This window comes from Mycobacterium sp. E3251 (assembly GCF_001666835.1).
Taxonomy (GTDB): Bacteria; Actinomycetota; Actinomycetes; order Mycobacteriales; family Mycobacteriaceae; genus Mycobacterium.
The window spans coordinates 13500-38761 of sequence record NZ_LZJF01000036.1 but is presented as its reverse complement, the minus strand read 5'-3'; the positions used below and the strand labels follow the sequence as shown (position 1 = coordinate 38761).

25 protein-coding genes and 1 pseudogene are annotated in these 25262 nt (G+C 68.6%); 17 read left to right on the top strand and 9 right to left on the bottom strand.

The genetic code is table 11. The features are described 5' to 3' along the window. The 7 genes and pseudogenes from A5697_RS05140 to A5697_RS05110 all read left to right on the top strand — a co-directional run. A pseudogene (locus tag A5697_RS05140) lies at positions 1–453 on the top strand (mammalian cell entry protein); the annotation flags it as partial. Then, positions 447–1997, top strand: a complete 1551-nt coding sequence (locus tag A5697_RS05135; protein ID WP_068008543.1) for a virulence factor Mce family protein — start codon at positions 447–449, stop codon at positions 1995–1997. The pseudogene A5697_RS05140 and the gene A5697_RS05135, both read left to right, overlap by 7 nt. After that, positions 1967–2827: an Mce protein gene (locus tag A5697_RS27980; RefSeq protein WP_068008540.1), complete on the top strand. Its 861-nt coding sequence runs from the start codon at positions 1967–1969 to the stop codon at positions 2825–2827. The genes A5697_RS05135 and A5697_RS27980 overlap by 31 nt, the downstream gene beginning before the upstream one ends. Further along, positions 2824–3795, top strand: a complete 972-nt coding sequence (locus A5697_RS05125) for an RDD family protein (protein WP_068008539.1) — start codon at positions 2824–2826, stop codon at positions 3793–3795. Before A5697_RS27980 ends, A5697_RS05125 begins: the two co-directional genes overlap by 4 nt. Then, positions 3792–4346, top strand: a complete 555-nt coding sequence (locus A5697_RS05120; RefSeq protein ID WP_067946279.1) for a mammalian cell entry protein — start codon at positions 3792–3794, stop codon at positions 4344–4346. Before A5697_RS05125 ends, A5697_RS05120 begins: the two co-directional genes overlap by 4 nt. Then, on the top strand, positions 4313–5023 hold the full coding sequence (locus tag A5697_RS05115; RefSeq protein WP_068008536.1) for a mammalian cell entry protein: 711 nt from the start codon (positions 4313–4315) through the stop codon (positions 5021–5023). Before A5697_RS05120 ends, A5697_RS05115 begins: the two co-directional genes overlap by 34 nt. Positions 5024–5041: 18 nt before the next feature. Continuing rightward, positions 5042–5716, top strand: coding sequence for a YoaK family protein (locus tag A5697_RS05110; protein WP_067946275.1), 675 nt, complete (start codon positions 5042–5044; stop codon positions 5714–5716). Here the strand turns inward: A5697_RS05110 and A5697_RS05105 are convergent. The 4 genes from A5697_RS05105 to A5697_RS05090 form a co-directional block, all read right to left on the bottom strand. After that, positions 5709–6818 carry a phosphodiester glycosidase family protein gene (locus tag A5697_RS05105; RefSeq protein ID WP_156673163.1) on the bottom strand — a complete coding sequence of 370 codons (1110 nt, stop codon included), beginning with the start codon at positions 6816–6818 and terminating at the stop codon, positions 5709–5711. The genes A5697_RS05110 and A5697_RS05105 overlap by 8 nt on opposite strands. A 79-nt stretch (positions 6819–6897) precedes the next feature. Further along, entirely contained in the window at positions 6898–8283 is a 1386-nt protein-coding gene (locus A5697_RS05100; RefSeq protein WP_067946271.1) for a YhgE/Pip domain-containing protein, read from the bottom strand. Between the two features lie 34 nt (positions 8284–8317). Further along, complete coding sequence (locus tag A5697_RS05095; protein ID WP_067946269.1) at positions 8318–9043, bottom strand: pirin family protein; 726 nt, start codon at positions 9041–9043, stop codon at positions 8318–8320. Between the two features lie 25 nt (positions 9044–9068). Beyond that, positions 9069–9893 carry a MarR family transcriptional regulator gene (locus tag A5697_RS05090; RefSeq protein WP_067946291.1) on the bottom strand — a complete coding sequence of 275 codons (825 nt, stop codon included), beginning with the start codon at positions 9891–9893 and terminating at the stop codon, positions 9069–9071. A 108-nt stretch (positions 9894–10001) separates the two neighbouring features. Between A5697_RS05090 and A5697_RS05085 the strand changes: the two genes are divergently transcribed. After that, positions 10002–11135 (top strand): dihydrodipicolinate reductase, encoded by a 1134-nt coding sequence (locus A5697_RS05085; protein ID WP_082953242.1) that lies wholly within the window; start codon positions 10002–10004, stop codon positions 11133–11135. Here A5697_RS05085 and A5697_RS05080 read toward each other — a convergent pair. Next, a complete protein-coding gene (locus A5697_RS05080; protein WP_067946267.1) occupies positions 11132–12541 on the bottom strand; it encodes an alpha/beta hydrolase domain-containing protein in 1410 nt (469 codons plus the stop codon). The two genes, A5697_RS05085 and A5697_RS05080, sit on opposite strands and share 4 nt — an antisense overlap. Beyond that, entirely contained in the window at positions 12538–13539 is a 1002-nt protein-coding gene (locus tag A5697_RS05075; protein WP_067946265.1) for a sigma-70 family RNA polymerase sigma factor, read from the bottom strand. Before A5697_RS05075 ends, A5697_RS05080 begins: the two co-directional genes overlap by 4 nt. Positions 13540–13621: 82 nt before the next feature. Between A5697_RS05075 and A5697_RS05070 the strand changes: the two genes are divergently transcribed. The 4 genes from A5697_RS05070 to A5697_RS05055 are packed head-to-tail and all read left to right on the top strand — an operon-like array spanning position 13622 to position 17877. Next, entirely contained in the window at positions 13622–14455 is an 834-nt protein-coding gene (locus A5697_RS05070) for an alpha/beta hydrolase (protein ID WP_067946262.1), read from the top strand. Between the two features lie 37 nt (positions 14456–14492). Next, on the top strand, positions 14493–15242 hold the full coding sequence (locus tag A5697_RS05065) for a DUF2786 domain-containing protein (protein ID WP_068008534.1): 750 nt from the start codon (positions 14493–14495) through the stop codon (positions 15240–15242). Continuing rightward, entirely contained in the window at positions 15239–15751 is a 513-nt protein-coding gene (locus A5697_RS05060) for a TIGR04338 family metallohydrolase (protein WP_068008532.1), read from the top strand. The genes A5697_RS05065 and A5697_RS05060 overlap by 4 nt, the downstream gene beginning before the upstream one ends. A 50-nt stretch (positions 15752–15801) precedes the next feature. Beyond that, complete coding sequence (locus A5697_RS05055; RefSeq protein ID WP_068008544.1) at positions 15802–17877, top strand: beta-glucosidase; 2076 nt, start codon at positions 15802–15804, stop codon at positions 17875–17877. A 115-nt stretch (positions 17878–17992) separates the two neighbouring features. Here the strand turns inward: A5697_RS05055 and mymT are convergent, their stop codons facing one another. After that, on the bottom strand, positions 17993–18139 hold the full coding sequence (gene mymT, locus A5697_RS26945) for a metallothionein MymT (protein ID WP_082953243.1): 147 nt from the start codon (positions 18137–18139) through the stop codon (positions 17993–17995). 157 nt (positions 18140–18296) lie between these two features. Here mymT and A5697_RS05050 point away from each other — a divergent pair, with 157 nt between their 5' ends. Beyond that, positions 18297–18953: an O-methyltransferase gene (locus A5697_RS05050; protein WP_068008530.1), complete on the top strand. Its 657-nt coding sequence runs from the start codon at positions 18297–18299 to the stop codon at positions 18951–18953. Positions 18954–18959: 6 nt separating this feature from the next. On the opposite strand, the gene A5697_RS05045 is transcribed toward A5697_RS05050, so the two are convergent. Beyond that, positions 18960–19943 carry a nitronate monooxygenase family protein gene (locus tag A5697_RS05045; protein WP_068008525.1) on the bottom strand — a complete coding sequence of 328 codons (984 nt, stop codon included), beginning with the start codon at positions 19941–19943 and terminating at the stop codon, positions 18960–18962. A 162-nt stretch (positions 19944–20105) separates the two neighbouring features. On the opposite strand from A5697_RS05045, the gene A5697_RS05040 reads away from it, so the two are divergent. Beyond that, positions 20106–20546: an SPW repeat protein gene (locus tag A5697_RS05040; RefSeq protein ID WP_067946252.1), complete on the top strand. Its 441-nt coding sequence runs from the start codon at positions 20106–20108 to the stop codon at positions 20544–20546. Positions 20547–20580: 34 nt separating this feature from the next. Here the strand turns inward: A5697_RS05040 and ilvD are convergent, their stop codons facing one another. Beyond that, positions 20581–22296, bottom strand: a complete 1716-nt coding sequence (ilvD, locus tag A5697_RS05035) for a dihydroxy-acid dehydratase (RefSeq protein WP_067946250.1) — start codon at positions 22294–22296, stop codon at positions 20581–20583. A gap of 115 nt (positions 22297–22411) precedes the next feature. On the opposite strand from ilvD, the gene A5697_RS05030 reads away from it, so the two are divergent. The 3 genes from A5697_RS05030 (at position 22412) to A5697_RS05020 (ending at position 25198) form a co-directional block, all read left to right on the top strand. After that, on the top strand, positions 22412–22702 hold the full coding sequence (locus A5697_RS05030; protein ID WP_067742523.1) for a metal-sensitive transcriptional regulator: 291 nt from the start codon (positions 22412–22414) through the stop codon (positions 22700–22702). A gap of 134 nt (positions 22703–22836) precedes the next feature. Then, the gene (locus tag A5697_RS05025; RefSeq protein ID WP_067946248.1) at positions 22837–24075 is read left to right on the top strand and encodes an MFS transporter; all 1239 of its coding nucleotides are present in this window, start codon (positions 22837–22839) and stop codon (positions 24073–24075) included. 118 nt (positions 24076–24193) lie between these two features. Beyond that, positions 24194–25198 (top strand): L,D-transpeptidase family protein, encoded by a 1005-nt coding sequence (locus A5697_RS05020; RefSeq protein ID WP_067946247.1) that lies wholly within the window; start codon positions 24194–24196, stop codon positions 25196–25198. The last annotated feature ends 64 nt before the right edge of the window (positions 25199–25262 follow it).

Genomic DNA, 25262 nt, shown 5'->3' with positions numbered 1-25262 from the left:
ATCAAGCATTTCGCCGACACCAAGAACCTGCTGATCAACGCCGTCGACGCGGTGGGACGGCTCAGCCAGGCCGCCGACCAGTACCTGTCGGAAGCCCGCGGGCCGCTGCACACCGACCTGCAGGCGCTGCAGTGTCCGCTCAAGGAGCTGGGCAAGGGCTCGCCGTACCTGATCGGCGCGCTGAAGCTGATCCTGACCCAGCCGTTCGACATCGACACCGTGCCGAAGATCTTCCGCGGCGACTACATCAACATCTCGCTGACGCTCGACGTGACCTACAGCTCCGTCGACAACGCGTTCCTCACCGGCACCGGATTGTCGGGGGCCCTGCGGGCGCTCGAGCAGTCGTTCGGGCGTGATCCCGAGACGATGATCCCCGACGTCCGCTACACGCCGAACCCGAACGACGCGCCCGGTGGGCCACTGGTGGAAAGGGGGGACAGGAATTGCTGACTCCTTTCATCAGACGCCAGTTGATCGCGTTCGGAATCCTGACGGTCATCTCGCTGCTCGTGCTCGGGGTGTACTACCTGCAGATCCCGAGCCTGGTGGGGATCGGCCGATACACGCTGAAGGCCGAGTTGCCCGCGTCGGGCGGCCTGTACCCGACGGCGAACGTCACGTATCGCGGCATCACTATCGGCAAGGTCACCGATGTGGAGCCGACCGAGCGGGGCGCCGAAGCGACGATGAGCATCGACAGCCGCTACAAGATCCCGACCGACGCGACGGCCAACGTGCACTCGGTGTCGGCCGTCGGTGAGCAGTACCTGGACCTGGAGTCGACCGGGAACCCGGGCAAGTTCTTGTCGAACGGTCAGACGATCACGAAGGGTACGGTGCCCGCCGAGATCGGGCCGGCGTTGGACACGGCCAACCGCGGGCTCGCAGTGCTGCCCAAGGACAAGATCGCCCAATTGCTCGACGAGACAGCGCAATCCGTGGGTGGGCTGGGTCCGGCCCTGCAGCGGCTGGTGGACTCCACGCAGGCGATCGTCGGCGATTTCAAAACCAACATCACCGACGTCAACGACATCATCCAAAACTCGGGCCCGGTGCTGGACAGCCAGGTCAAGTCGGGCGATGCCATCGAACGCTGGGCGCGCAACCTGAACAGGCTGGGCGCGCAGTCGGCGCAGGAAGACCAGCACGTGAAAAGCGTGCTGCGCCAGGCGGCGCCGACGGCCGACCAGGTCAACGAGGTGTTCAACGACGTGCGGGATTCGCTGCCGCAGACGCTGGCGAATCTCGAGGTGGTGTTCGACCTGCTCAAGCGCTACCACACCGGCGTGGAACAGGTCCTGGTGTTCCTGCCGCAGGGCGCGTCGATCGCCCAGACGGTGGCCGCGCCGTTCCCCAACATGGCGGCACTGGACCTGGCGCTGTCGATCAACCAGCCGCCGCCGTGTCTGACCGGCTTCATTCCGGCCTCGGAGTGGCGGTCCCCGGCGGACACCAGCCTGCAGCCGTTGCCGTCGGGCACGTACTGCAAGATTCCGATGGACACCCCGGCCAACAGCGTGCGCGGATCGCGCAACATCCCGTGTACGGACATCGAGGGCAAGCGGGCGGCCACCCCCCGGGAATGCCGCGACCCCCACCCGTACGTCCCGGCCGGGACCAACCCCTGGTATGGCGACCCCAACCAGATAGTGACCTGTCCGGCCCCCGCGGCGCGGTGTGACCAGCCGGTGAAACCGGGTCAGGTGATCCCGGCACCGTCAATCGACAACGGCCTGAACCCGGCGCCCTCGGACCGGGTGTCGGGCACGCCCCCGCCGACCAGCGATCCCTTGTCGCGGCCGGGGTCGGGTACCGTGCAGTGCAACGGCCAGCAGCCCAACCCGTGTGTCTACACCCCCGGTGGACCTCCCGTGGCGGTCTATAGTCCCCAAAGCGGTCAACTGGTAGGGCCAGACGGGGTTAAATACTCCGTCGAAAACTCAGCCAGAACAGGAGACGACGGATGGAAGGAGATGCTGGCGCCAGCCGGCTGAACCCCCCACCGATGCCGAAGCTTCGTCGTCTGCGCAGACGGCGTCCGAAGAACCAGGATCCGGCGGTCGCCGCCGACCCGACCAATCCCGACGTGACGGCCGAGGGTTCGGCCGAGCCCGAGGACGCCACCGAGGCGACCCGCGCCGACGGGACGGGCTCGATCGATGAAGCGGCGACGGCCGGGGAGCCGTCGGCCAGCGAGGCAGCCGCAGCCGAACCGGCGGAACCCGAGGCCGCGACCCAGGAGACCCCTGCCGAAACCGCCGCCGAAACCGCCGCCGACGAGCCGCCGGAATCCGAGGCCGAGCCCGGCGTGCTCGCCGGACGGCGCCCGTCGCGGTTGGGCCGCGGCTGGTTGGCCGGCATCGCCGCGGTGCTCGTGCTCTGCGCCGCCGGCGTGGGCGCGGGCGGATACTTCGCATTGCGTTATCACCACGACAGCCAGGTGATAGCCCGCAACGACGCCGCGGCGCTCAAGGCCGCCGTCGACTGCGTTTCGGCGACCCAGGCGCCCGACACCAACGCGATGGCGGCGAGTGAGCAGAAGATCATCGACTGCGGCACCGACGCCTTCCGCTCGCAAGCCCTGCTCTACACCAGCATGCTCGTTCAGGCGTACCAGGCCGCCAACGTTCACGTCCAGGTGTCGGACATGCGGGCGGCGGTCGAACGCAACAACCCCGATGGTTCGGTCGAGGTGCTCGTCGCGGTCCGCGTCAAGGTCGCCAACGATCAGACGCAGAACGAAACCGGGTACCGCCTGCGGGTGAAAATGGCCCAGGCCGAAGGGCAATACAAGATAGCCAAGCTCGACCAGGTGACGAAGTGACGGTGGTGGTCGACAAGCCACCGGCCACGGCCGTCCAGGAGTCCCCGCGGAAGGTGTTGGCGCCCTGGCACATTCGCGCCGGCGCACTCGCCGTCGACGTCCTGCCCGGCGCGGCGGTGGTGGCGACGATGGCGCTGGCCGGTTTCACCGTTCCGGCCGGCGGCGTGTGGTGGTGGCTGTGCATCGCGGTGATCGGGGTCGTCGTCCTGCTGATGTTGGTCAACCGGCTGCTGCTGCCGACGGTCACCGGCTGGAGCGTGGGGCGGGCGCTGTTCGGCATCGCGGTGGCGCGGCGCGATGGCGAACCCATCGGACCGTGGGGGCTGCTGCTGCGGGACATGGCGCACCTGCTCGACACCGTATCGGTGGTGGGATGGCTTTGGCCGCTATGGGATTCGCGGCGCCGTACCTTCGCCGACATGCTGCTGCGCACCGAAGCGCGGCGCCGGGAATCGGCCGAGCCGGCGTTCGACGTGCGGCGGTGGACGGCGGTGGTGGTGCTGGGCGCGGCGGGACTGTGCCTCGCCGGCGCGGTGTTGAGCTATGCGGCGGTGTTCTCGCGGGATCGGGCCACCGACCAGACGCGTGCACAGCTCGACACGCAGGGCCCGAAGATCGTCGCGCAGATGCTGACCTACGACCCGAAATCGTTGCACGACGATTTCAATCGCGCCCTCTCGTTGGCCACCGACAAATATCGGAAGCAGCTGGCGGACCAGCAGGACATGGTGCAAAAGGGCAACCCGGTCATCAACGAATACTGGGTGACCGACCACGCGATCCAGTCGGCGTCGCCCGATCGGGCGACGATGCTGATGTTCATGCAGGGCCGGCGCGGCGCGGCGCCCGATGAACGCTACATCTCCGCCACCGTTCGGGTGACTTTCGTCAAAGACGGTGGCGGCCGTTGGCTCGTCGACGACCTGACGGTGCTGACCAAGCCCAAACCGCCAGGGAGCGGAAAATGAGTCCCCGCCGCAAGTTTCAGCCGGGCGAGGAGCCGCTGCTGGTCGCGCGCCCGCTGCCGCCGGGGCGGCCGTGGGGCCTGCCGTTGGCCACCGCCCTCGCCGCGCTCGTCATGACGGCCGCGATCACGGTGTGCACCCTGATGCTCATCAACCATGAAAGCCGCGAGCGCGCCGCGTCGAAGAATCGCGAAGTGCTCAGCTACGTGACCGGCTTCATGACGCAATTCACCTCCATCGATCCATTCCATGCCAACGACTACGTGACGCGGGTACTCGCCCAGGCGACCGGCGACTTCGCCAAGGAGTACCGCGACAAGGCGAATGAGATCTTGCTGCAGGTGGCCCGGGCCGAACCGGCCACCGGCACCGTCCTGGACGCGGGGGTGGAGCGATGGAACGACGACGGCAGCGTCACCGTCATCGTGGCCACCTCGGTCAGCTCGAAGTCGCCGGACGGTAAACAAGTCTGGGAGAATGCCAACCGGTGGACGGCGACCGCTACGCAGGAAGGAAAGCAGTGGAAGATCAGCAACCTGCAGCAGGTGATCTAGCCGCCGCCGACGAGGCGGCGACCGAGGAAGCTTCGGCCGAGGAGCGCGCCGGGTCAGCGGATGCCGACGAAGACGCCTCTGCCGCAGCGGAATCCACGACCGATGATGGTGACGCCAAGCCGGCCGAGTCGCAACCCGCCGGGCGCAAACGACGCAAATGGCTGGCCGGCAAGCGGATGGCCATCACCGTCATCGTGGCCGCTTTGCTGTTCGTCGGCTCGGCGGCGTTCGCCGGCGCGGCGGTGCAGCCGTATCTGACCGACCGTGCCGCCGCGGCGACGAAACTCAAAGTGGCGCGGACCGCGGCAGACGCGATCACCACCCTGTGGACGTACACGCCCGAGAACATGGACACCCTCGCCGACCGCGCGTCCCGCTACCTCAGTGGGGATTTCGAGGCGCAGTACCGTAAGTTCGTCGACGCCATCGTGGCTCCCAACAAACAGGCCAAGATCACCAACCACACCGACGTCACCGGCGCGGCGGTCGAGACCATCGATGACGCCAATGCCGTTGTCATCGTGTACACCAACACCACGTCCACCAGCCCGCTCACCAAGAACGTGCCGTCACTGAAGTACCTGTCCTACCGGCTGTTCCTCAAGCGCGCGAAGAGCCGCTGGCTGGTGACCAGGATGACGACGATCACGTCGCTGGATTTGACGCCGCACCTCTAGCGAGGTCTGCTACGACCCATGGCTGTTTCCTCGCCGGTGTCGGAGCGGTCGACCGTCGCGGCGTTGCTGCTGTTGACCTTCGCCACCGGCCTGGCTGACTCGATCAGCATCCTGGTGCTCGGCCACGTGTTCGTCGCCAACATGACGGGAAACGTTATCTTCCTGGGGTTTTGGCTGGCGCCCAGGACGTCCATCGATCTGACGGCGGTCGTGGTGGCGTTGCCCACCTTCGTGTGCACCACGATCGTCAGCGGCGGGATATCCCGACACTTCGCCGACCGGACGTTGCGGTGGATCACCACCGTATTGGCAACGGAGATCATCCTTTTGGTGGCGTTGGCGACGCTGGCCGGCACCGGGATCCTGCGGTATCACGACAACACCAAGCTGATCATGATCGGCGTCCTCGCGGTCACGTTCGGTCTGCAGCATTCCAGCGCCCGCCAGTTCGGCATCCAGGAGCTGTCCACCACGGTGCTGACGTCGACGATCGTCAGCCTCGGTCTGGACAGCCGCCTGGCCGGCGGCACGGGCGACCGGCAAACGTTGCGTCTCGGCGTCGTGTTGACGATGTGTGCCGGCGCATTCCTGGGTGCGACCATGTCACGATTCGTCGTCGCGCCGGTGTTCGCCGTCACGGCCGCGGTGGTGGCCGCCAGCCTGCTGATCTTCCGCTTCGGCCGGGCTAGTTGAAGGCCAGCCAGCTGGGCAGCGCACGCTCGTGCGAATCGCAGAGCACCTGCCGGGTGTCGCACGAGCCCCGCGGCGAACCCGCGCCGGCCCACATGCCGCCGGTGTCGCGGCGCAACACGATGGCCGACGACCCGCCCCCGTCGAGCAGGATGGCGTTGTCGCTGCCCAGGCCGCGGAACAGGTCCTGCATGTTGTCCGGTGTGTAGCTGCCGCCCTCGAAGACGTACATCTCGTCCTTTTGCCGCGAGTACGCCAAAGCCGTTCGCGCGGCGCTGGGTCCGCCGTCGTGAAGCTGTCCGGTCTGCCCGGGCGCTAACAGCCCGATGCCGGATACCGCCACGAACCGCTCGTTCTTGTTCAGCAGATCCTCGACCACGGGAGTCGCGGAGTCGTAGTCGCTCTTGGTCTTGGGCCACACCACGTACGGCGCGCCGCCGGACGGCAGGATCATGGTCGTCAGGGCGCTCCAGCTTTCCCCGCCTCCGGAGAGCCCCTGCTTGCCGGGGTAGGCGACGGTGCCGGTGACGGCCTGGTTGGCTCGGCCCTGGCCGTGGGTGTTGTCCACGAAGGCGCCCAGCGGTGAGCTGCAGCCGGTCTGGCGCCAAGACCCGGCCTTCTGCCCGCGCACGTCGAAGAAGTTCGCGTTGATCGCGATCGTCGGTTGGCCCATCCGCTGCCACGCTTGCAGTGGCGCATAGAGTTCCGATGCCTGCCAGAGCCCCTCAGCTGTGCGGGCCCCGGGATTGTGCTCACAGCGGGCCTGATCGCCCTGATGGGTGTCCACGAGCAGGTGGGGCGAAAGCCGTCCCGCCGCATTCTTGATGATCATCAGGTGGCCGCCATTGCTCATCTCATACCAGCTACCGCCGGCGTTGAGCATCGGCGCGGGGTGACCCGGGCCGAAGTTGTAGACCAGGTAGGAACCCTTGGTGGTGTTGATGGCGTTGGCGAGCAGATCGCGGCCGTCGGCGGCGTGCGCGGCCGGCTGTCCAGTGGTGCACGCCAGGGCGACGCACGCGACTACGGCGGTGCAGCCGGACACCATCCGGCGCAAGCTGGCGCGTCGGGTCAGCACGATCGCCCTTTCCGCCCTGGTGTGGATGCAACATCAACATCATTAGTCACATCCGTCACACTGTCAATCTAAATAACGGGCGGATGACGCTCTGGCGGCGTTCGAATTACGTTTGCTCGCTTGAGCTTTCGGGCTCGGGGGCGACCGCCCGCTCGTGCTTGCCGCTTTGGCCGGCCTGGTGTTGCGCTTGGTGTTCCATGGCGATCGCCATCTCGACCGCCCCCTGAATCCGGTGGAATCCCTTGCGGTCGTAGAGGTGCGTGACGATGCCGCCCAGCAGCAGGCCGATCACGAGACCGATCGACGTCATGATCAGCGCCTGCGATATTCCGGTGTCCGCGCGCGCCTTGAAGTACAGCAGCGACCGGGCGCCCAGGAAAACCTGGTGCATGGGCTCGAATTCGGCCAGCCAGCGGAAGAAGGGCGGCGTCGCCTCCAGCGGTACGGTGGCCCCGGCTGACGGCAACCCGAGGATCACGAAGATCAGCATGCTGACCAACAGGCCGCCCGTGCCCAGCACCGAGAGCAGCGAGCTGGAGGTGATGCCCACCGCGGCGATCGCAAACACCCCGAACGCCCACAGTTGCCAGCCAAGATCGATGGGCATGCCGAGCCCGTGGGCGATGGCCAGGTAGACGGCCGAGGTGAGCAGCCCCAGCAACACCATGATCGCCCACTTGAGCAGCAGCGTCTGGAAGCGCGAGATCCTGACCTGCTCGGCGAAGCGATACACGGGGCCGAATTCGGCGGGCACGTAACCGAGCAACGCGTCCACCAGCGTGCTGACCACGATGCTGCCGGTGAACCCCGCAAGCAGGAGCAAGAGCGCGTAGTAGAAGGCCGACAGCCCGTTGCCGGTGCCGTTGGGCAGCGGGTTGTACGCGGTCGACTCGATTTCGATCGGGGAGGACAGGCCCTCCTCCGCGGCACCGGCGAGCGGAGCGCCGCCCGTCTGCGCCTTGACTTGCGCGATCAGCCGTTCGCCCACCTCGCCATTGGCCTGGCCCATCGCCATGTTCAGGGTCTGGCCGGCGATGCTGGAACCCATCGTTCCGGCCCGCGGGTTGGTCGAAATCGTGATCACGGGCCGTTCCGCAGGCCCGGGCAGTAACGCACTCGTCCCCAGGTCGCGCAGCTTCGACGAGAAGCTCGGAGGTATCAGCACCGAACCGTACACCTGGCCGGTGTCCAGCTGATGCCTGGCCGCGTCACGGGTGAGCACGCGGACGTCAAACTTGTTCTTGTCCAGACCGTTCACCAAGCGGCTGGTCAACTCCGCGCCCCCCGGCCCGGCATCCTCGTTCACCACCGCGACGGGGAAGTGCCGCAGGTTGGTCATCGGGTTCAAGATGCCGCCCAGGTACAGCGCGCACAACGCCGCCATCAGCGCCAGCGTGATGACGAGCGGCGCTGCCCAGAACCGCACGGTCCGCACCGCTTTGATGTTCCGGTTGGGATTCGGCGCCGCGTGCTGCGGTCGCGATTGAGACATGCCGGCTCCTGTCTGTCACGCCCACTCTATGGGCTCAGTCGCCGAGCTTCGCGTGCATCTCCCAGACCAGTAGTTCCGACGGCTCCTTCGCCGTCACCCGCCGGCCGGCACCGTCGGTGAACCGAACGGCGTCACCCTCCCGCAGGTCGCCCACACCTTCGCAGGTGGCCGCGCCCCGGGCCAGGTATAGGTGCAAATAGGGCGCTTGGGGGAGGCTCACCGCGTCACCGGTCCGCAACCGCGCAGCGTGCAGCGCGGCATTGCGGTTGTGCAGGGTGATCGCCCCGTCTTGCCCGCGCATGCCCGAGGCGACCGTCACGAGTGTGCCCTCCAGAACGTTCGCGTCGATCTCGCGCTGTTGATAGCCCGGGGCGATGCCGGCCTCGTCGGGGACCACCCACATCTGCACGAAATGCACTGGCTGCGTGGAGGAGTCGTTCTTCTCCGAATGCAGGATCCCGCTGCCCGCCGACATGCGCTGGGCGAGGCCCGGGTAGATGACGCCGCTATTGCCGATCGAGTCCTGATGTGCCAGTTGACCCCGCAAGACCCAGGTCACGATCTCGATGTCCCGGTGCGGATGCGTGTCGAATCCGGTTCCGGGCGCGACGATGTCGTCATTGTTCACCAGGAGTAGTCCGTGGTGGGTGTTGTCCGGGTCGTAGTGGTCGCCGAACGAGAACGAGTGCCGGGAGGTCAGCCAGGGCGTGGTGGTGACCGCCCGCGCGTCGGCGCGACGAACCTCCGCGTGGGCCGCCATGCCGTCAGCCTAATCGGCGGCGCGGTCAGGCCACCGTCGCGGTGAGTAGCCCCTGGGCATGCCGGAGGGCGGCGTCGAGCTCGGGCAGGGTCAGCGCGGCGGGCCGGCCGAGGTGGATCTCGATCTGGTACTCCGGCTGGCCGTCCGGCCCGAAGATCGGCAGGACAACGAATTCAGCTGCGGCCAAATCACTTTCGAGCGTATCGGTCACGGATTGCAGCGTCACCATCGTCATCAGGGTGGTGAGCTGGCGGGTGACCCGGGCCGTCGGCTCCAGGGAAGCGAGCACGTCCACCAGCCGGTTGTGCAGCGACTGGTGGGTGTCGTCGAAGCGCCAGGCCCCGTACCCACGGGCGCGGATATCGGCGAGCACCCGCTGATGTTGCGCGATTTCCGCCCGGGTCAGTCGCGGCATCACTCGTTGCAGCCAGGCGTGGACGAAGTCCTCCTCGCGCCAGGCCATCGCCACGAGGCCGAACGGCGGGTCGATGGGGAAGCGCTGGCCGACGGCCTGCCCGCCGTCGGTGCCATGGCCGACCGCGTCGACGGTGGTCAGGTGGCGGCCGCCGATTCTCGACATCGAGCAGCCGGCGCCCAGCGTCTCGTGCAGGAACCGCAGCGCCTCGCGGCCCCGGTCCAGCAACGGGAACTGCTCGCGCAGACCGTGCACCAGCCCGAACAGGCCGCTGCCCAGCACGTACCGGCGATCTTCGCGGCGTGCCACCCAGGCCCGCCCCTCCAGCTCGGCCAGGACCAGGGCGCAGGTGGAGGTGCTGATCGCGCAGCGCTTCGCCAGCTCAGCCGACGCCAGCGCGTGTGGGGAATCCGCAAGCGCGGCAAGCACATCCATCACACGGGCGGTGGGCGGTGATTTGGCGGTTGACGTACCGATGCGCACCTCCCTACGATCCGTCCAAAATACAAGGACAACTGTCCTAATATTAGGAGAAAGTCCGTCATGATCAAGGTGGGAGTGTGGGGGCCGGGCTCCATGGGGGTGATCGCGCTACGCGGCGTGATCGACCACCCGGAGTTGCAGCTCGTCGATCTCGTCGTGCACAGCGACGCCAAGGCGGGCCGCGACGCGGGGGAGCTGTGCGGGACCGGGCCGGTCGGGGTGGTCGCCACCCAGGACCCGGCGGCGCTGCTCGCCGGCGAGGCCGACGCGGTGGTCTACGCCGCCGGCGCCAACCTGCGACCGCTGGAGGCCGTCGGGGACATGGTCTCGATCCTGCGGGCCGGTAAGAACGTGGTGTCGTGTTCGGTGGTGCCGCTGGTCTATCCCGACGGTGTCGACGCCGCTTTCACCGACCCGCTGCGGCAGGCCGCGCGCGACGGTGGTGCGTCGTTCTTCACCACGGGGATCGACTCCGGGTTCGCCAATGACGTTCTGCCGCTGGTGCTTACCGGGGTTTCCCGGTCGATCGACTCGGTTCGGGTGACGGAGATGTTCAACTACGCCACCTATCCCGACCAGGCGGCGGTGTACGAAATTCTCGGCTTCGGCAAGCCGCCGGAGTACCAGGCGTTTGCGGCCCAGCCCGGGATGTTCACCTTCGGCTGGGGCCCCGTTCTGCACCAGCTCGCCGCCGGCCTGGGGGTCAAGATCGACAACATCGAGGAAAGCAACGAACGCATTCCCGCCGCCGAGGCCTTCGACACGCCCACCGGCCACGTCGCCGCCGGGACCATCGCGGCCATGCGCTCGACGTTGACCGGATACGTCGGGGGCAAGCCAACTTTCATCCTCGACCACGTGACCCGGATGCGCGACGACGTCGCGCCGGACTGGCCGCAACCGAACATCACGATCCCGCCGAAGGACCTCGGCTACGGGGCCGCGTCCGGACGCGGCCTGTATCGGGTGGAGATCGAGGGATCACCAAGCATGCGGTGCGAATTCGAGATGGCCGAGGACCACGACCACGACCTGGGTGCGCGCATCGCCGGCGCCTCGCGGATGGTCAACGCCATCCCCGCCGTCTGCGCGGCCCCACCCGGGCTGCTTTCGGCGCTGGATCTGCCGCTGATCACCGGGGCCGGCCTGGTCCGCCCCGTGGCGGGACCGCCGCCGGACAGCCGCCTGTTCTAGGGGCGGTCGCCGGGATAGGTGGCGGCCGCCAGCTCGAGGATCTCGGCTCGGTCCGCCGCGAGGATGAACCCGCTGCTGATCGACGCATCGAGGGCGGCGGTGAAGCGTTCCAGGTACTGCGCCATTCCCCCCGGGTAGAGCCGGCGCAGCGTGTCGGCGTCGAAGAGTTCGCCGGACCCGAAGAGCCCGGCCATGACGCCCCCGTCGCCGCCGAGCCCGGAAGTTCGTGCGACCGGCACGTCCACCCAGGGTGTTCGGACGCCGCCCAGCGCCAGGCCGTTGGCATCCGGAACGGGTAGCGGCCCATAGGCATCGCGCACCTGCATGGGCGCCGCGCTGGGCGCTGGAGCACCGGTGTCCACCCATGTGTTCAGCGCGGCGAGCGCCGCCTGCACGACGTAGTGGTGCTGCGGGGCGAAGTTGATGTTATGTGAAAAGCGTTGGCCCAAAAGCACGTTGGTTGGCGCATAGGCCGCGACGAGGTGCGTGAGCGGTGCCGAGCCGCTGTCGATCGGCGCCACCTGGATGGTGTAGTTGTCGGCGTGCGCGGCGCCGGGAATCTCCCAGACGCGCAGCCATTGGTTGTCCGGTTGCCTGGCGAAGTAATAGCCCTCCCGTGCGCCCCCGAAGAGATCGGTCTCGGTGATGATCGTCAGCAACGGCACCCGCAGGTCCGGGCGGAACGCGACGGCCAGGGGTGTGCCGGTTCCATCGAAGATGGAGCTTCCGTCGAGCGGCGCGGCGGGGCCGAACCTGGAATGGACGAAGAAGCCGTCGTACACCGCGGCCAGCGGGTCGACCGCGTTGACGTAGGTGGTGAGGAACATCGCCGATTGCGACTCGCCCAGCGCCATGACGTGCCGGGCCCGCAGGTCACCCAAAAGCGTTGCGCCGCGGAGGCTTTTGATGAGGCTGCCGATTTGAGAAAAGATGTCGTAGGAGAAGGCGTCACCCGGATGGTGCAGGGGCGCGTAGCGCGTCGGGTCCTGGCTCTTCAGCGACATGTCGACCCCGAGCAGACTCGCGCCACCATCGATCCCGACGCGCTGGGCCGAGACGGCGATGTACGCGTAGCCCGCGCGAATGATCTCCCGGTGCGCCATCATCCACACCGCGGGAGCGTCGAGACCGCCGCTCACGTTGAGCCATTCGACCAGTACCGTCCCGTTGAACCGCGCCGGATCCGCGGGCGTCAGCACCACCACGCGGGTGGTGTAATCCGCCGTCGCGGAGGTCGTTACGCTCCACCGCCCGTCGGACTCCAGCGCCGAGACGGGGGCGTAGGACGTAGCGGTCCCGGCGACGAAGAACTCCGTCGCGCGGTAGCCCACGTCGGCGAGGTCGAAAGCGCCCAGCAGCAGCAGGGGCCGCCCGGGTGCGGGTGTGACGTCGAGCGGGTCGGTCATAGCGAATCGGGCAGGCCGAACTTCGCGAACAACTTGTCGTCGAGGAAGGCGACCACGTGTGACACCCGGTCGCCGCGCACGTCCAGCACGTGCAACTGGAAGGGGACGTGCCGGTCCCCGGCGCGCATGTACATCGCGGCGCCGGGCTGGCCGTTGGCGACCAGCGGCAGGAGGCGCATGTCGCCGGGTGACTCGGCGGGGCATTGCTGGTGAATGAGGGTGACGATGTCCCGCGCACCCTGGTACCAACCGGTGTAGGGCGGCATCTCCCAGATCGCCTCGGCGGTGAACAGCTCCACCAGGCGGTCGATGTCGTAGGTCTCGAAGGCGGCGATGTAGCGGTCGAGCAGGTCCTGCGTCTCGGCCGCGTCCGGTGCGGCCAACCGGTCGCCGGCGCTGGGCCCGACGGCGTCCAGCTGGGACCGGGCGCGCTGCAGCAGGCTGTTGACGGCGGTCGTGGTCGTGCCGATCGCCGCGGCGACCTCGGCGGACTTCCACTGCAGCACGTCGCGCAGCAGCAGCACCGCCCGCTGCCGTGGCGAAAGATGTTGCAGCGCCGCGACAAACGCCAGCCGGACCGACTCGCGTGAGGACACGATGACCGACGGGTCGGCCGGGTCGTTCGTCAGGTCCGGGAGTGGCTCCAGCCAGGGCACCTCGCGGCGCTCCTGCAGCTCGGCGGTCGGGTCGGCGCTGGGTGCGCCCAGGCCGGTCGGAAGCGGCCGTCGTTGCCGCCCTTCCAGCGCGCTCAGGCAGGTGTTGGTCGCGATGCGATGCAGCCACGTCCGCATCGAGGACTTGCCCTCGAAGCGGTCGTAGGCTTTCCACGCCCGCAGCAGTGTTTCCTGGACCAAATCCTCTGCGTCGTGCAGCGACCCGGTCATCCGGTAGCAGTGGGCGAGCAGCTCACGGCGGTAGGGCTCGGCATGCGCCGAGAAATCCCCGCCGACTTCCGCGCCGAGGTCGGAGTTCGCGGTGTTTTGCGCAAGCAGCCCCACAATGGGAGAGCCTACGACAGTGTCTGGCAGGGCGATCTGCACCGGGAGCCATTACGCTGCCCGTAATGACCAGGACCGTGCAGTGAACCGAGCCGAACGGAACTTCGACGGATCCGGTGGCGTGCGCATTGTTTACGACGTCTGGACACCCGACACCCCGGCACGCGCGGTGGTCGTCCTGTCGCACGGTCTCGGTGAATACGCCCGCCGGTACGACCACGTCGCGCGGCGTTTCGGCGAGGCGGGCCTGGTCACGTACGCGCTCGACCACCGCGGGCACGGCCGCTCGGGCGGAAAGCGCGTGCTGGTGCGCGACATCTCCGAGTACACCGCGGACTTCGACAGCCTGGTCCGGATCGCCAGCCGCGAGCATCCCGGTCTCAAGTGCATCGTGCTCGGGCACAGCATGGGCGGCGCCATCGTGTTCGCCTACGGCGTGGAACGGCCCGACAACTACGACCTGATGGTGCTGTCGGGGCCGGCCGTGGCGGCGCAGGATCAGGTGTCGCCGCTGATGGTGCTGGCCGCCCGCGTGCTCGGCGCCCTGGTGCCCGGCCTGCCGGTACAGGAGCTCGACGTCGACGCCATCTCCCGGGACCCCGCGGTCGTGGAGGCCTACAAGAACGATCCGCTGGTGTACCACGGCAAGGTCCCGGCCGGCATCGGTCGGGCCCTGCTGCAGGTCGGCGAGACGATGCCGGAGCGCGCGCCTGCGCTGACGGCGCCGCTGCTGGTGGTGCACGGCTCCGACGACCGTCTGATCCCCGTCGCCGGCAGCCGGCGGCTGGTCGAGTGCGTGGGTTCCACCGACGTCCAATTGAAGGTCTACCCGGGGCTTTACCACGAGGTCTTCAACGAGCCGGAGTGCGATCAGGTGCTTGGCGACGTGATCTCGTGGATCACCGCCCGGCTCTGAGCCGAGGGTGTCGGATCGCTCACGTAGTTTGGCGCGTATGACTGACGACAAAATGCTGGCCCGCATCGCCGCGCTGTTGCGTCAGGCCGAAGGCACCGACAATCCGCACGAGGCGGACGCCTTCATGAGCGCCGCGCAGCGGTTGGCGACGGCGGCCTCGATCGACCTGGCGGTGGCGCGGTCGCACGCCGCCAACCGGTCACCGGCGCAGGCACCGACCCAGCGTACGATCACCATCGGCAACGCGGGCACCAAGGGGCTGCGGACGTATGTGCAGCTGTTCGTGTTGATCGCCTTGGCCAATGACGTGCGCTGTGATGTGGCGTCGAATTCGACATTCGTTTACGCCTACGGGTTCGCCGAGGACATCGACGCTACGCACGCGTTGTACGCCAGCCTGGTCGTCCAGATGGTGCGGGCGTCGGATGCCTACCTCGCGTCGGGCGCGCACCGGCCCACCCCGACCATCACCGCGCGGCTCAACTTCCAGCTGGCCTTCGGCGCGCGGGTGGGCCAGCGCCTGGCGGAGGCGCGCGACGAGGCCCGGCGCGAGGCCACCAAGGACCGTCGGCGCCCGCCGGGCACCGCTATTGCGTTGCGGGACAAGGACGTCGAGCTACACGACTATTATCGGAGCGCGTCGAAGGCACGCGGTACCTATCAGGTGAGCCGGGCGACGGCCGGCTATTCGTCGGCGGCGCGGCGCGGCGGCGACCGCGCCGGTCGGCGGGCGCGGCTGGGCAACAGCCCCGAACTGCCCGGAGCGCGCGCCCCGCTGGGCCGGTGAGCCCGGAGCGGTCCGCCAGGCGGGACTCACAGCGAGCCAGGGTGTACGCCGCCGAGGAGTTCGTCCGGACGCTGTTCGACCGCGCCGCCGAACACGGGTCGCGCGCCGTGGACTTCTTCGGCGCGCAGCTCACGCTGCCGCCGGAGGGGCGATTCGGCTCGGTCTCCGCCGTCCAGCGCTATGTTGACCAGGTGCTTTCCTTGCCGGCGGTGTGCCGGCGGTGGCCAGCCGTCCCGCCATTGCGGGTGCGCCCGCGCCGGGCCGCGACCGCCGCCCACTACGAATTTCGTGATGGCGCAGGCATTATCGCCGTCCCCGACCGCGACACCGCCGACTGGGCGCTGCGCGAGCTGGTGGTGCTCCACGAAGTCGCGCACCACCTGTGCCAGGCCGAGCCGCCACACGGCCCGGAGTTCGTCGCGACGTTCGGTGAGCTGGCGGAGCTGGTGATGGGGCCCGAGCTCGGGCACGTGCTTCGGGTCGTGTACGCGAAAGAGGGTGTGCGGTGAGCTCGTTCGGCGGTGACGCCGACGCCCGGGCGCATGCGGTCGAAGCCCGGATGACCGACGACGAGCGATTCACGCTGCTGGTCGGCGTGATGGGTGCCGGTGAAATGTGGCCGGTGCGCGATGAGCGCATCCCACCGGAGGTTCCGATGAGCGCCGCGTACGTCCCGGGCGTTCCGCGGCTGGGCGTGCCGGCGTTGCTGATGAGCGATGCCGGGCTGGGCGTGACCAACCCGGGCTATCGCCCGGGTGACACGGCCACGGCGCTGCCCGCCGGGCTCGCGATGGCCGCCGGCTTCGACCCGACACTGGCCCGCGCCGCGGGTGAGGTGATCGGCCGGGAGGCCCGCAGTCGCGGGTTCAACGTGCAGCTCGCGGGGTCGATGAACCTCGCGCGCGACCCGCGCAACGGGCGCAACTTCGAATACCTCTCCGAGGACCCGCTTTTGACCGCGACTATCGCCGCGGAGTCGATCAACGGCATCCAGGGGCAACGTGTGATCTCGACGGTCAAGCACTTCTCGCTGAACTGCAACGAGACCAATCGGCACTTCTTGGACGCGGTCATCGACCCCGACGCGCATCGCGAATCCGACCTGCTGGCCTTCGAGATCGCCATCGAGCGAGCGCAGCCGGGTGCGGTGATGACCGCCTACAACAAGGTCAACGGAACGTACGCCGCCGCTAACGACGCCCTGATCAACGCGGTGCTCAAAGGTGCCTGGGGATACCGGGGCTGGGTCATGTCCGACTGGGGGGCCACGCCGTCGTGGGAGTGCGCGCTGGCGGGGCTGGACCAAGAGTGTGGGTCGCAAATCGACGCGCTGCGGTGGCAGTCGGAGACATTCGGTGAGCCGCTGCGGGCCGCTCATGCGGACGGCAGGCTGACCCACGAACGTCTCTCGGACATGGTCCGGCGGATCCTGCGGTCGATGTTCGCGGTCGGCGTCGACCGGGCCGAAGCCGCGCCCGCGCCGGACATGGCCGCGCACAACGAGATCGCGTTGCGGATCGCCCGGCAGGGAATCGTGCTGTTGACCAACCGCGGTCTGCTGCCCCTGGCGCCGGAGTCGACCGCGAGGATCGCCGTCATCGGCGGATATGCGCACGTCGGGGTGCCGGCCGGCTACGGGTCCAGCGCCGTCGTCCCGCCGGGCGGCTACGCGGCCGTCATCCCGATCGGCGGCTCGGGGCTGGAGGCCGGGCTGCGCAAGCTGCACCTGCTGCCGTCCAGCCCCCTGGACGAGCTGCGAAAGCAATTCCCCAGCGCCCAAATCGAATTCGATCCCGGCGTGAGTCCCGCCGAGGCCGTGTTCGCGGCACGACGTGCCGACATCGCCATCGTGTTCGCGATCCGCGCCGAAGGGGAGGGATTCGACACCGCCGACCTGTCGCTGCCCTGGGGACAGGACGCGCTGATCTCCGCCGTGGCGGACGCCAACCCCAACACCGTCGTGGTGCTCGAAACCGGCAACCCGGCGAGCATGCCCTGGCGAGATTCGGTCCGGGCCATCCTGCAGGCCTGGTATCCGGGGCAGTCCGGCGGCAGGGCCATCGCGGAAGTACTTGCCGGCCAGGCCAATCCATCAGGAAGGCTGCCGATCACCTTTCCGGTTGACCTGGGCCAGACGCCGCGCCCGGAGCTGCCGGGACGCGGCGCCCCGTGGGGCGTGCCGAGCACGATCGACTACGTCGAGGGATCCGATGTCGGCTACCGCTGGTTCGCCACCACCGGCGAGACCCCGATGTTCGCCTTCGGTCATGGCCTGTCCTACACCGACTTCGAGTATCGTGATCTGACGGTCACCGGCGGGGACACGGTGACCGCCAGCTTCAGCGTCGTCAACATCGGCAGCCACGCCGGCGCCGACGTCCCGCAGCTGTACCTGACCGCCGCTCCGGACCGAAAATGCCTGCGTCTGCTGGGATTCGAACGAGTCGAGCTGGAACCGGGCGCCACGCGCCGCGTCACCATCGAGGCGGATCCACGCCTGCTCGCCCGCTACGACGGTAATGCGGGAAGCTGGCGCATCACGGCGGGCGGTTATCTGGTCGCGGTCAGCGCGTCGGCGGTCGCGCCGCGGCTGGCGGCGACGGTAGAGCTCGCCGGTCGTACGTTCGGACGCTGATCCGCGGCCGCTGGCCGCATCGAGTGTGCGTTCACGGCTTTGACCGTGCGCTCAGGGTTGTTCCCCCCCGGCGTGGCGCCGCCCTGGACGCACACTCGACGCGCGCCTCAGCGGGCTACTTGACGGGGGTCAGCTCGTCGCCGCAGGTGCAGCGGTACGGCTCACCCGAACCGGCGCAGTGGCAGGGGACCTCGATACGAACGCGACACCCGCAGCCCTCGTGGCCGCAGGTCAGTTCGGTGCCTGCTTCGTAATTTGCCATTTCACTCACCCATTTCTCTGTCGTGGACTCTTACGGCTGTGATCGACCACAACGCCACTATATACCCCCCATGGGTATCCGGTAAATGGTCGTGACCCGTCCGATACCGATCGGACCGTCACTGCCGGGGCGGCCTCGCGCGGCTAGCGTTGACCACATGACGCAGAAACCGACCCCCCAAGACGTGGACGCTTTTCTGGACAACACCGTGGTTGGCGACGACCCGGCCCTGCGCGCGGCACTGGAAGCCAGCGACGCCGCGGGGTTACCGCAGATCGCCGTGTCGGCCCAGCAGGGCAAGTTTCTGAGCCTGTTGGCCGGGACCATCCAGGCGCGGCGCATCCTCGAGATCGGCACGCTGGGCGGCTTCAGCACGATCTGGCTGGCCCGCGGTGCCGGCCCGCAGGGCCGGGTGGTGACGCTCGAATACGAACCCAAGCACGCCGAGGTCGCGCGGGCCAACTTGGAGCGGGCGGGTCTCGCCGACCGGGTGGAGGTGCTAGTGGGCGCCGCACTGGACACGCTGCCGACATTGAACGGCGGCCCGTTCGACCTGGTGTTCATCGACGCCGACAAGGAGAACTATGTCGCGTACCTGCAGTGGGCGGTCCGGCTGGCCCGTCCCGGCGCAGTCATCGTGGCAGACAACGTCATTCGAGAGGGGCAGGTTTTGGACCCGCAAGATAACGCCCAGGCGCGGGCGGTGCGCGAGACGCTGGAGCTGATGGGTGAGCACCCGCGACTGGACACGGCGGTGATCCAGACGGTGGGGGCCAAGCGCTGGGATGGCTTCGCGCTTGCGCTGGTGCGCTAGCGCCGATCAGCGTGGGCCGAGGTCGGCGACCGCCTGGGCGGCGGAGGTGAGTTCGCCGATGCGCAGCGCTGTTTCACCGGCGTACAGCGCCGCGCGGTCCACCCACGCATCGGGCATCGTGGCGAGCGGTGCCAGCGGGGTGAACAGCGGGCGGCCCACCGACTGCAGGCGCATCAATGCGCCGGCGTCGAAGTAGCCCAGCGCGGCCATCGAGCGGCTGGCCGCGTTGACGGACGCCGGCAAAGCCTTTGCCCAGCCGTCGTCGCGGCACCAGCGCCGCGTCGCGGCGTTGGGCACGACGCGATGCCGCAGCGGCCAGCTCAGTCCGAAGAGGTTGGTCTCGATCGTCTTGTCCGCCTGGGCTACTCGCCGCTGATACTCCCGGTTGGCGTTGGCTTCGTGCGTCATCAGGAATCGCGTCCCGGCGACGACGCCGCTGGCGCCCGCCGCCAGGGCGGCCCGGGTGTCGGCGCCGGTGGCGATACCGCCGGCGAGAAAGACCGGGCGGCCGCCGGCCGCCGCCAGCGCCTGCGGCAGGAACCGCAGTGCCGGCATGGTGCCGACGAGGTGGCCACCGGCCTCGCGGCCCTGCGCGATCAAACCGTCGGCGCCCCAACCGATGGCGGCGCCGGCTTGTGCCGCGGTACCGACCATCACGAAGACGAAGATGCCGGCATCGCGAAGGTGCGCGACGAGTCCCCGCTTCTCACCGAACGCCAGCACGACGACGTCGACGCCGGCGTCGACACAGACCGCGACGTGCGAGCGGTGCACGAACGGCATCAACAGGTTCACTGCGATAGCCCGGCCCGGCGCCCGCTCCCGAACCTGATCGATGGCCGCCCGCAGTTGGCGCGGCGTGGCCAGGCCCAGGGTGCCGAGGCCACCCGCCTGGGCGACCGCACCCGCCAGCGCCCCGCCCGCCAGGCCGCCGCCCATACCCGCCTGCGCGACCGGAACATCCAGGCGCAGCCGGTCCGCGATGTCCACGTCTTACGACGCTACGCGCCAGGCCAATCCGTCCTCTGGCGGGCTCGATTTCGTTGCTGGCGCGGCGCGATCGAGCGTAATCTTGACGGCAGATGGATGGGTGCAGACGGCCCACAGTGCTTGCTACACAACGGGCTTGCTGCATAACAGAAAGGTCACAAAATGAGTACAGTCCATTCATCAATCGATCACCACCCGGATTTGTTGGCTTTGCGCGCGAGCTATGACCGCGTCGCCGAGTCGATGAGTGCGCACGTCACCTTTGGGCTGGCGTTGCTGACCGGCCTGTATGTGGCCGCGTCACCGTGGATGGTGGGTTTCAGCGCGACGGGATCGCTCGCCACGTCCAACCTGGTTGCCGGAATCGCCGCGGCGTTCTTGGCGTACGGGTTCGCCACGGCGCTCGACCGCGCACACGGCATGACCTGGACGATGCCGGTGCTCGGTGTGTGGGTCATCGTCTCGCTGTGGATTCTGCCGGGTGTGGCGCTGACCGCGGGCATGATGTGGTCGAACATCGTCGCCGGTGCGTTGTTGACGCTGTTGGGTCTCAACGCGACCTACTTCGGCAGGCGCACACGCGCGGCGGCCACCCACGCATAGTTTCCAAACCCGTTGAGCGAAGCGGCGATCGGAGCTAACCGCAGACCGCGCCGTTCGCCGCCGAGCTCACCAGCTTGACGTACTTCGCCAGTACGCCGGTCTGGTACCGCGGCGGGGGAGGAGCGAAACCCTTTCGCCGGGAATCGAATTCGGCCGGATCGACCAGGACGTCGAGGACCCGGTTCGCAACGTCCAGGCGGATGGGGTCGCCGTCGCGCAGGAAGGCGATCGGCCCGGCGTCGACCGCCTCGGGTGCGATGTGGCCGACGCACAGGCCGGTCGTCCCGCCGGAGAAGCGGCCGTCGGTCAGCAGCAGCACGTCCTTGCCCAGGCCGGCACCCTTGATCGCGCCGGTGATCGCGAGCATTTCCCGCATTCCGGGTCCGCCCTTGGGGCCCTCGTAGCGGATCACCACGGCATCGCCCTTGGTGATCGTGCCGTCCTCCAGAGCGTCCAGCGCGGCGCGCTCACCGTCGAAAACCCTTGCCGTGCCTTCGAAGACGTCGGAGTCGAAGCCGGCGGACTTGACCACCGCGCCCTCGGGCGCCAGCGACCCACGCAGGATCGTGATGCCACCGGTCGGGTGGATGGGATTGTCCAGGGCCCGCAATACCTTGCCGTCCGGGTCGGGCGGGTCGATTGCGGCCAGGTTCTCCGCAACGGTCCGGCCCGTCACGGTCAGGCAATCGCCGTGCAGCAGGCCCGCATCCAGCAGCGCCTTCATCGCCACCGGAACGCCGCCGATCTGGTCGACGTGCGACATGACGTGGCGGCCGAACGGTTTGACGTCGGCCAGGTGCGGAACCTTCGAACCGATCCGGCTGAAGTCGTCGAGCGACAACTCGACGTCGGCCTCGTGTGCGATCGCCAGCAGGTGCAGCACGGCGTTGGTCGACCCACCGAACGCCATCACCACCGCGATGGCGTTCTCGAACGCCTCCTTGGTGAGGATGTCGCGGGCGGTGATGCCGCGGCGCAGCAACTCCACGACGGCCTGGCCGCTGCGGCGGGCGAACCCGTCGCGGCGGTAATCGGTGGCCGGCGGGGCCGCGCTGCCGGGCAGCGACATGCCGAGGGCCTCCGCGGCGCTGGCCATCGTGTTGGCGGTGTACATGCCGCCGCACGCACCCTCGCTGGGACAGATCGCGCGCTCGATGGCGTCGACGTCCTCACGGGACATCAATCCGCGGGCGCACGCGCCCACGGCCTCGAACGCGTCGATGATGGTGACCTCGCGTTCCGTGCCGTCGGACAGCTTGGCTCGCCCGGGCAGGATCGAGCCCGCATACAGGAACACCGCCGCCAGATCCAGCCGGGCGGCGGCCATCAGCATCCCGGGCAGCGACTTGTCGCACCCGGCCAGCAGCACCGACCCGTCGAGGCGCTCGGCCTGCATCACGGTCTCGACGCTGTCCGCGATCACCTCGCGCGACACCAGCGAGAAGTGCATCCCCTCGTGGCCCATCGAGATGCCGTCGGAAACCGAGATCGTCCCGAACTCGAGCGGGTAGCCGCCGGCCGCGAACACCCCTTCCTTGACCGCCTTGGCGAGCCGGTCCAGCGAGAGGTTGCACGGGGTGATCTCGTTCCATGACGACGCCACCCCGATCTGCGGCTTGGCGAAGTCCTCGTCACCCATGCCGACCGCCCGCAACATGCCGCGCGCGGCGGCCTTCTCCAGGCCGTCGGTTACGTCACGACTGCGCGGTTTGATGTCGGCGGTTCCGGTCGCATCGGGTGTGGTGGCCATCCTGCAAGTATGCGTGAACTGGACGGACGGCAAATCCGCGGGTCATACCCGGGCGGGGTATAAAGTGGGTTCGTGGCGCCGGCGGGCGCGTAGCGGCAGAGGGTGAGGCAGGGCGATGACGAACGAGCACGGATATTCGCAGCAGAAGGACAACTACGCCAAGCGGCTGCGGCGCATCGAGGGTCAGGTGCGGGGCATCGCCCGGATGATCGAGGAAGACAAGTACTGCATCGACGTCCTCACCCAGATCAGCGCGGTGAACAGCGCGCTGCGTTCCGTCGCGCTGAACCTGCTTGACGAGCACCTCAACCACTGCGTCACCCGGGCCGTGGCCGAGGGCGGCGACGACGCCGATCACAAGCTCGCCGAAGCCTCCGCCGCCATCGCGCGCCTGGTTCGTTCCTGATTGGTGACCGAGTTGAGACCCGAGCTCCGGCCCTGACAAGGGGGGAGCCGTAGTTGCGGTCCGTACGCTAAGGCAGTGTGATCGCATTAGGCGCGACAACCCAGGAACTGGGTAGCCCGGCCGATACCGACGCCATGACTGCCGAATCCAATGCTGCCGCTGCCGCGCGAACGTGGACCCCACGGATCGCCGCCCAGCTCGTCGTGCTGGCCGCGGCGGCGTTCATCTATGTCACCGCCGAGATCCTGCCCGTCGGCGCGCTGCCGGCGATCGCCCGCAACCTGCACGTCAGCCTGGTGCTGGTGGGCACCCTGTTGTCGTGGTACGCCCTGGTGGCGGCCCTGACCACGATCCCGCTGGTGCGCTGGACCGCGCACCTGCCGCGCCGCCGGGTGCTGGTCCTGAGCCTGACCTGCCTGACCGTCTCCCAGGTGATCTCCGCGCTGGCGCCCACCTTCGCGGTGCTGGCCGCCGGTCGCGTGCTCTGCGCGATCACCCATGGCCTGCTCTGGTCGGTCATCGCGCCGATCGCGACCCGGCTGGTACCGCCCAGCCACGCCGGCCGCGCGACGATGTCGATCTACATCGGGACCAGCCTGGCGCTGGTCGTCGGAAGCCCGCTGACCGCGGCGATGAGCCTGATGTGGGGCTGGCGCCTGGCGGTGGTGTGCGTGACCGTGGCGGCCGCCATCGTCACGGTGGCCGCCAGGGTGATGTTGCCGGAGATGGTGCTGACCGCGGACCAGCTCGAGTGCGTGGGGCCCCGGGCCCGCCACCACCGCAACCGCCGGCTGATCATCGTCAGCATCATCACCATGGTCGGCGTGACCGGTCATTTCGTCTCGTACACCTACATCGTCGAGATCATCCGCGAAGTCGTCGGCGTGCGCGGGCCCAACCTCGCGTGGGTGCTGGCCGCTTACGGCGCCGCCGGGGTGCTCGCCGTCGGCCTGGTGGCGCGGCCACTCGACCGCCGGCCCAAAGGGGCGATCATCGGTTGCATGTTCGGCCTGACGGCCGCACTCGTCGTGCTGACCGCGCTGGCGCTGGGCGGCAAGCCCGCCGCGGCGGCGGCCTTGATCGGGACGGCCGCGATCGTGCTCTGGGGGGCGATGGCCACCGCCGTGTCGCCGATGATGCAGTCCGCCGCGATGCGCAGTGGCGCCGACGATCCCGACGGGGCGTCGGGGCTGTACGTGACGGCGTTTCAGGTGGGCATCATGGCGGGCGCGCTCGCCGGCGGCCTGCTGTACGAGCGCAGCGTCGTCCTGATGCTGGCCGCGTCGGCCGGTTTGATGGCTGCCGCGCTGGTCGGTGCGGCGGCAAACCGCCAGGCGCTCGACGTTGCGCCGACAACCTCACGCGATTCATAGCTGACCAGCTCAACGGCGCAAATGCGGCCGGAACCCGGCACCCGGCAACCCGGAATGCGTTAGCTGGAGTGCGCCCTATGCCACACTGGGTCAGGTACTCGAGCGTGGAGGGATGCATATGTCGGGCTGGACGCGAGGGAGGCTTTGGGCCGCCCTGAACGCAGCCGGATTGGCTTCTGTCATGGGTTTGGCACTGGTCCTGAGCGCCGCTCCGGCGCTTGCGGACCCGGACCCGGCCCCCGGTGATCCGGGCGTGGTGGCGGGCCCACCCGGGCCGCCCGCGCCGCCGCCCGACCCGTTCGCGCCGCCGCCTCCGCCCGACGCCCCGGCACCGCCGCCCTGGATGCCCCCGATGGCGCAGCCGGCGGCCGCCTCGGCCGCGGGGCAGAACCCCACCCCGTTCACCGGCAAGGCCCCGTTCGGGCCGCCGACGTTCGTCCCGAAAACCGGCTCGACGGTCGGGGTGGCCCAGCCGATCATCATCAACTTCCCCGGAACGGTTGACGACGCCGGCGCGGCCATCGATGCGGTCCACGTCTCGTCCGTGCCGCCGGTGCCGGGCAAGTTCTACTGGATGACCCCGACCCAGCTGCGCTGGCGTCCGCTGAGCTTCTGGCCCGCGCACACCGCGGTGACCGTCGACGCCGGGGGCACCGTCACCAACTTCCAGACCGGCGACACGCTGGTGGCCACGGCTGACGACGCCACCCATCAGCTGACCATCACCCGCAACGGCACCGTGGAGAAGACCTTCCCGATGTCGATGGGCATGACGTCCGGCAACCACCAGACGCCCAATGGCACCTACTACGTGCAGGACAAGAAGGCGTCGGTGGTGATGGATTCGTCGACCTACGGGGTCCCGGTCAACTCGACCTACGGCTACAAGGTGACGGTGGAGGACGCGGTCCGCTTCGACAACGTCGGCGACTATGTGCACAGCGCGCCGTGGTCGGTCGACGATCAGGGCAAGCGCGACGTCAGCCACGGCTGCATCAACATCAGCCCCACCAACGCCAAGTGGTTCTTCGACAACTTCGGCCCGGGTGATCCCATCGTCGTGAAGAACTCCAGCGGCGGCAATTACAAGAAGAACGACGGCTCCGCCGACTGGATCAACTGACGGCTTAACCGACAAGACACAAGATCGCCCATTCCGGCTCGGACTGGGCGATCTTGTGTCTGCT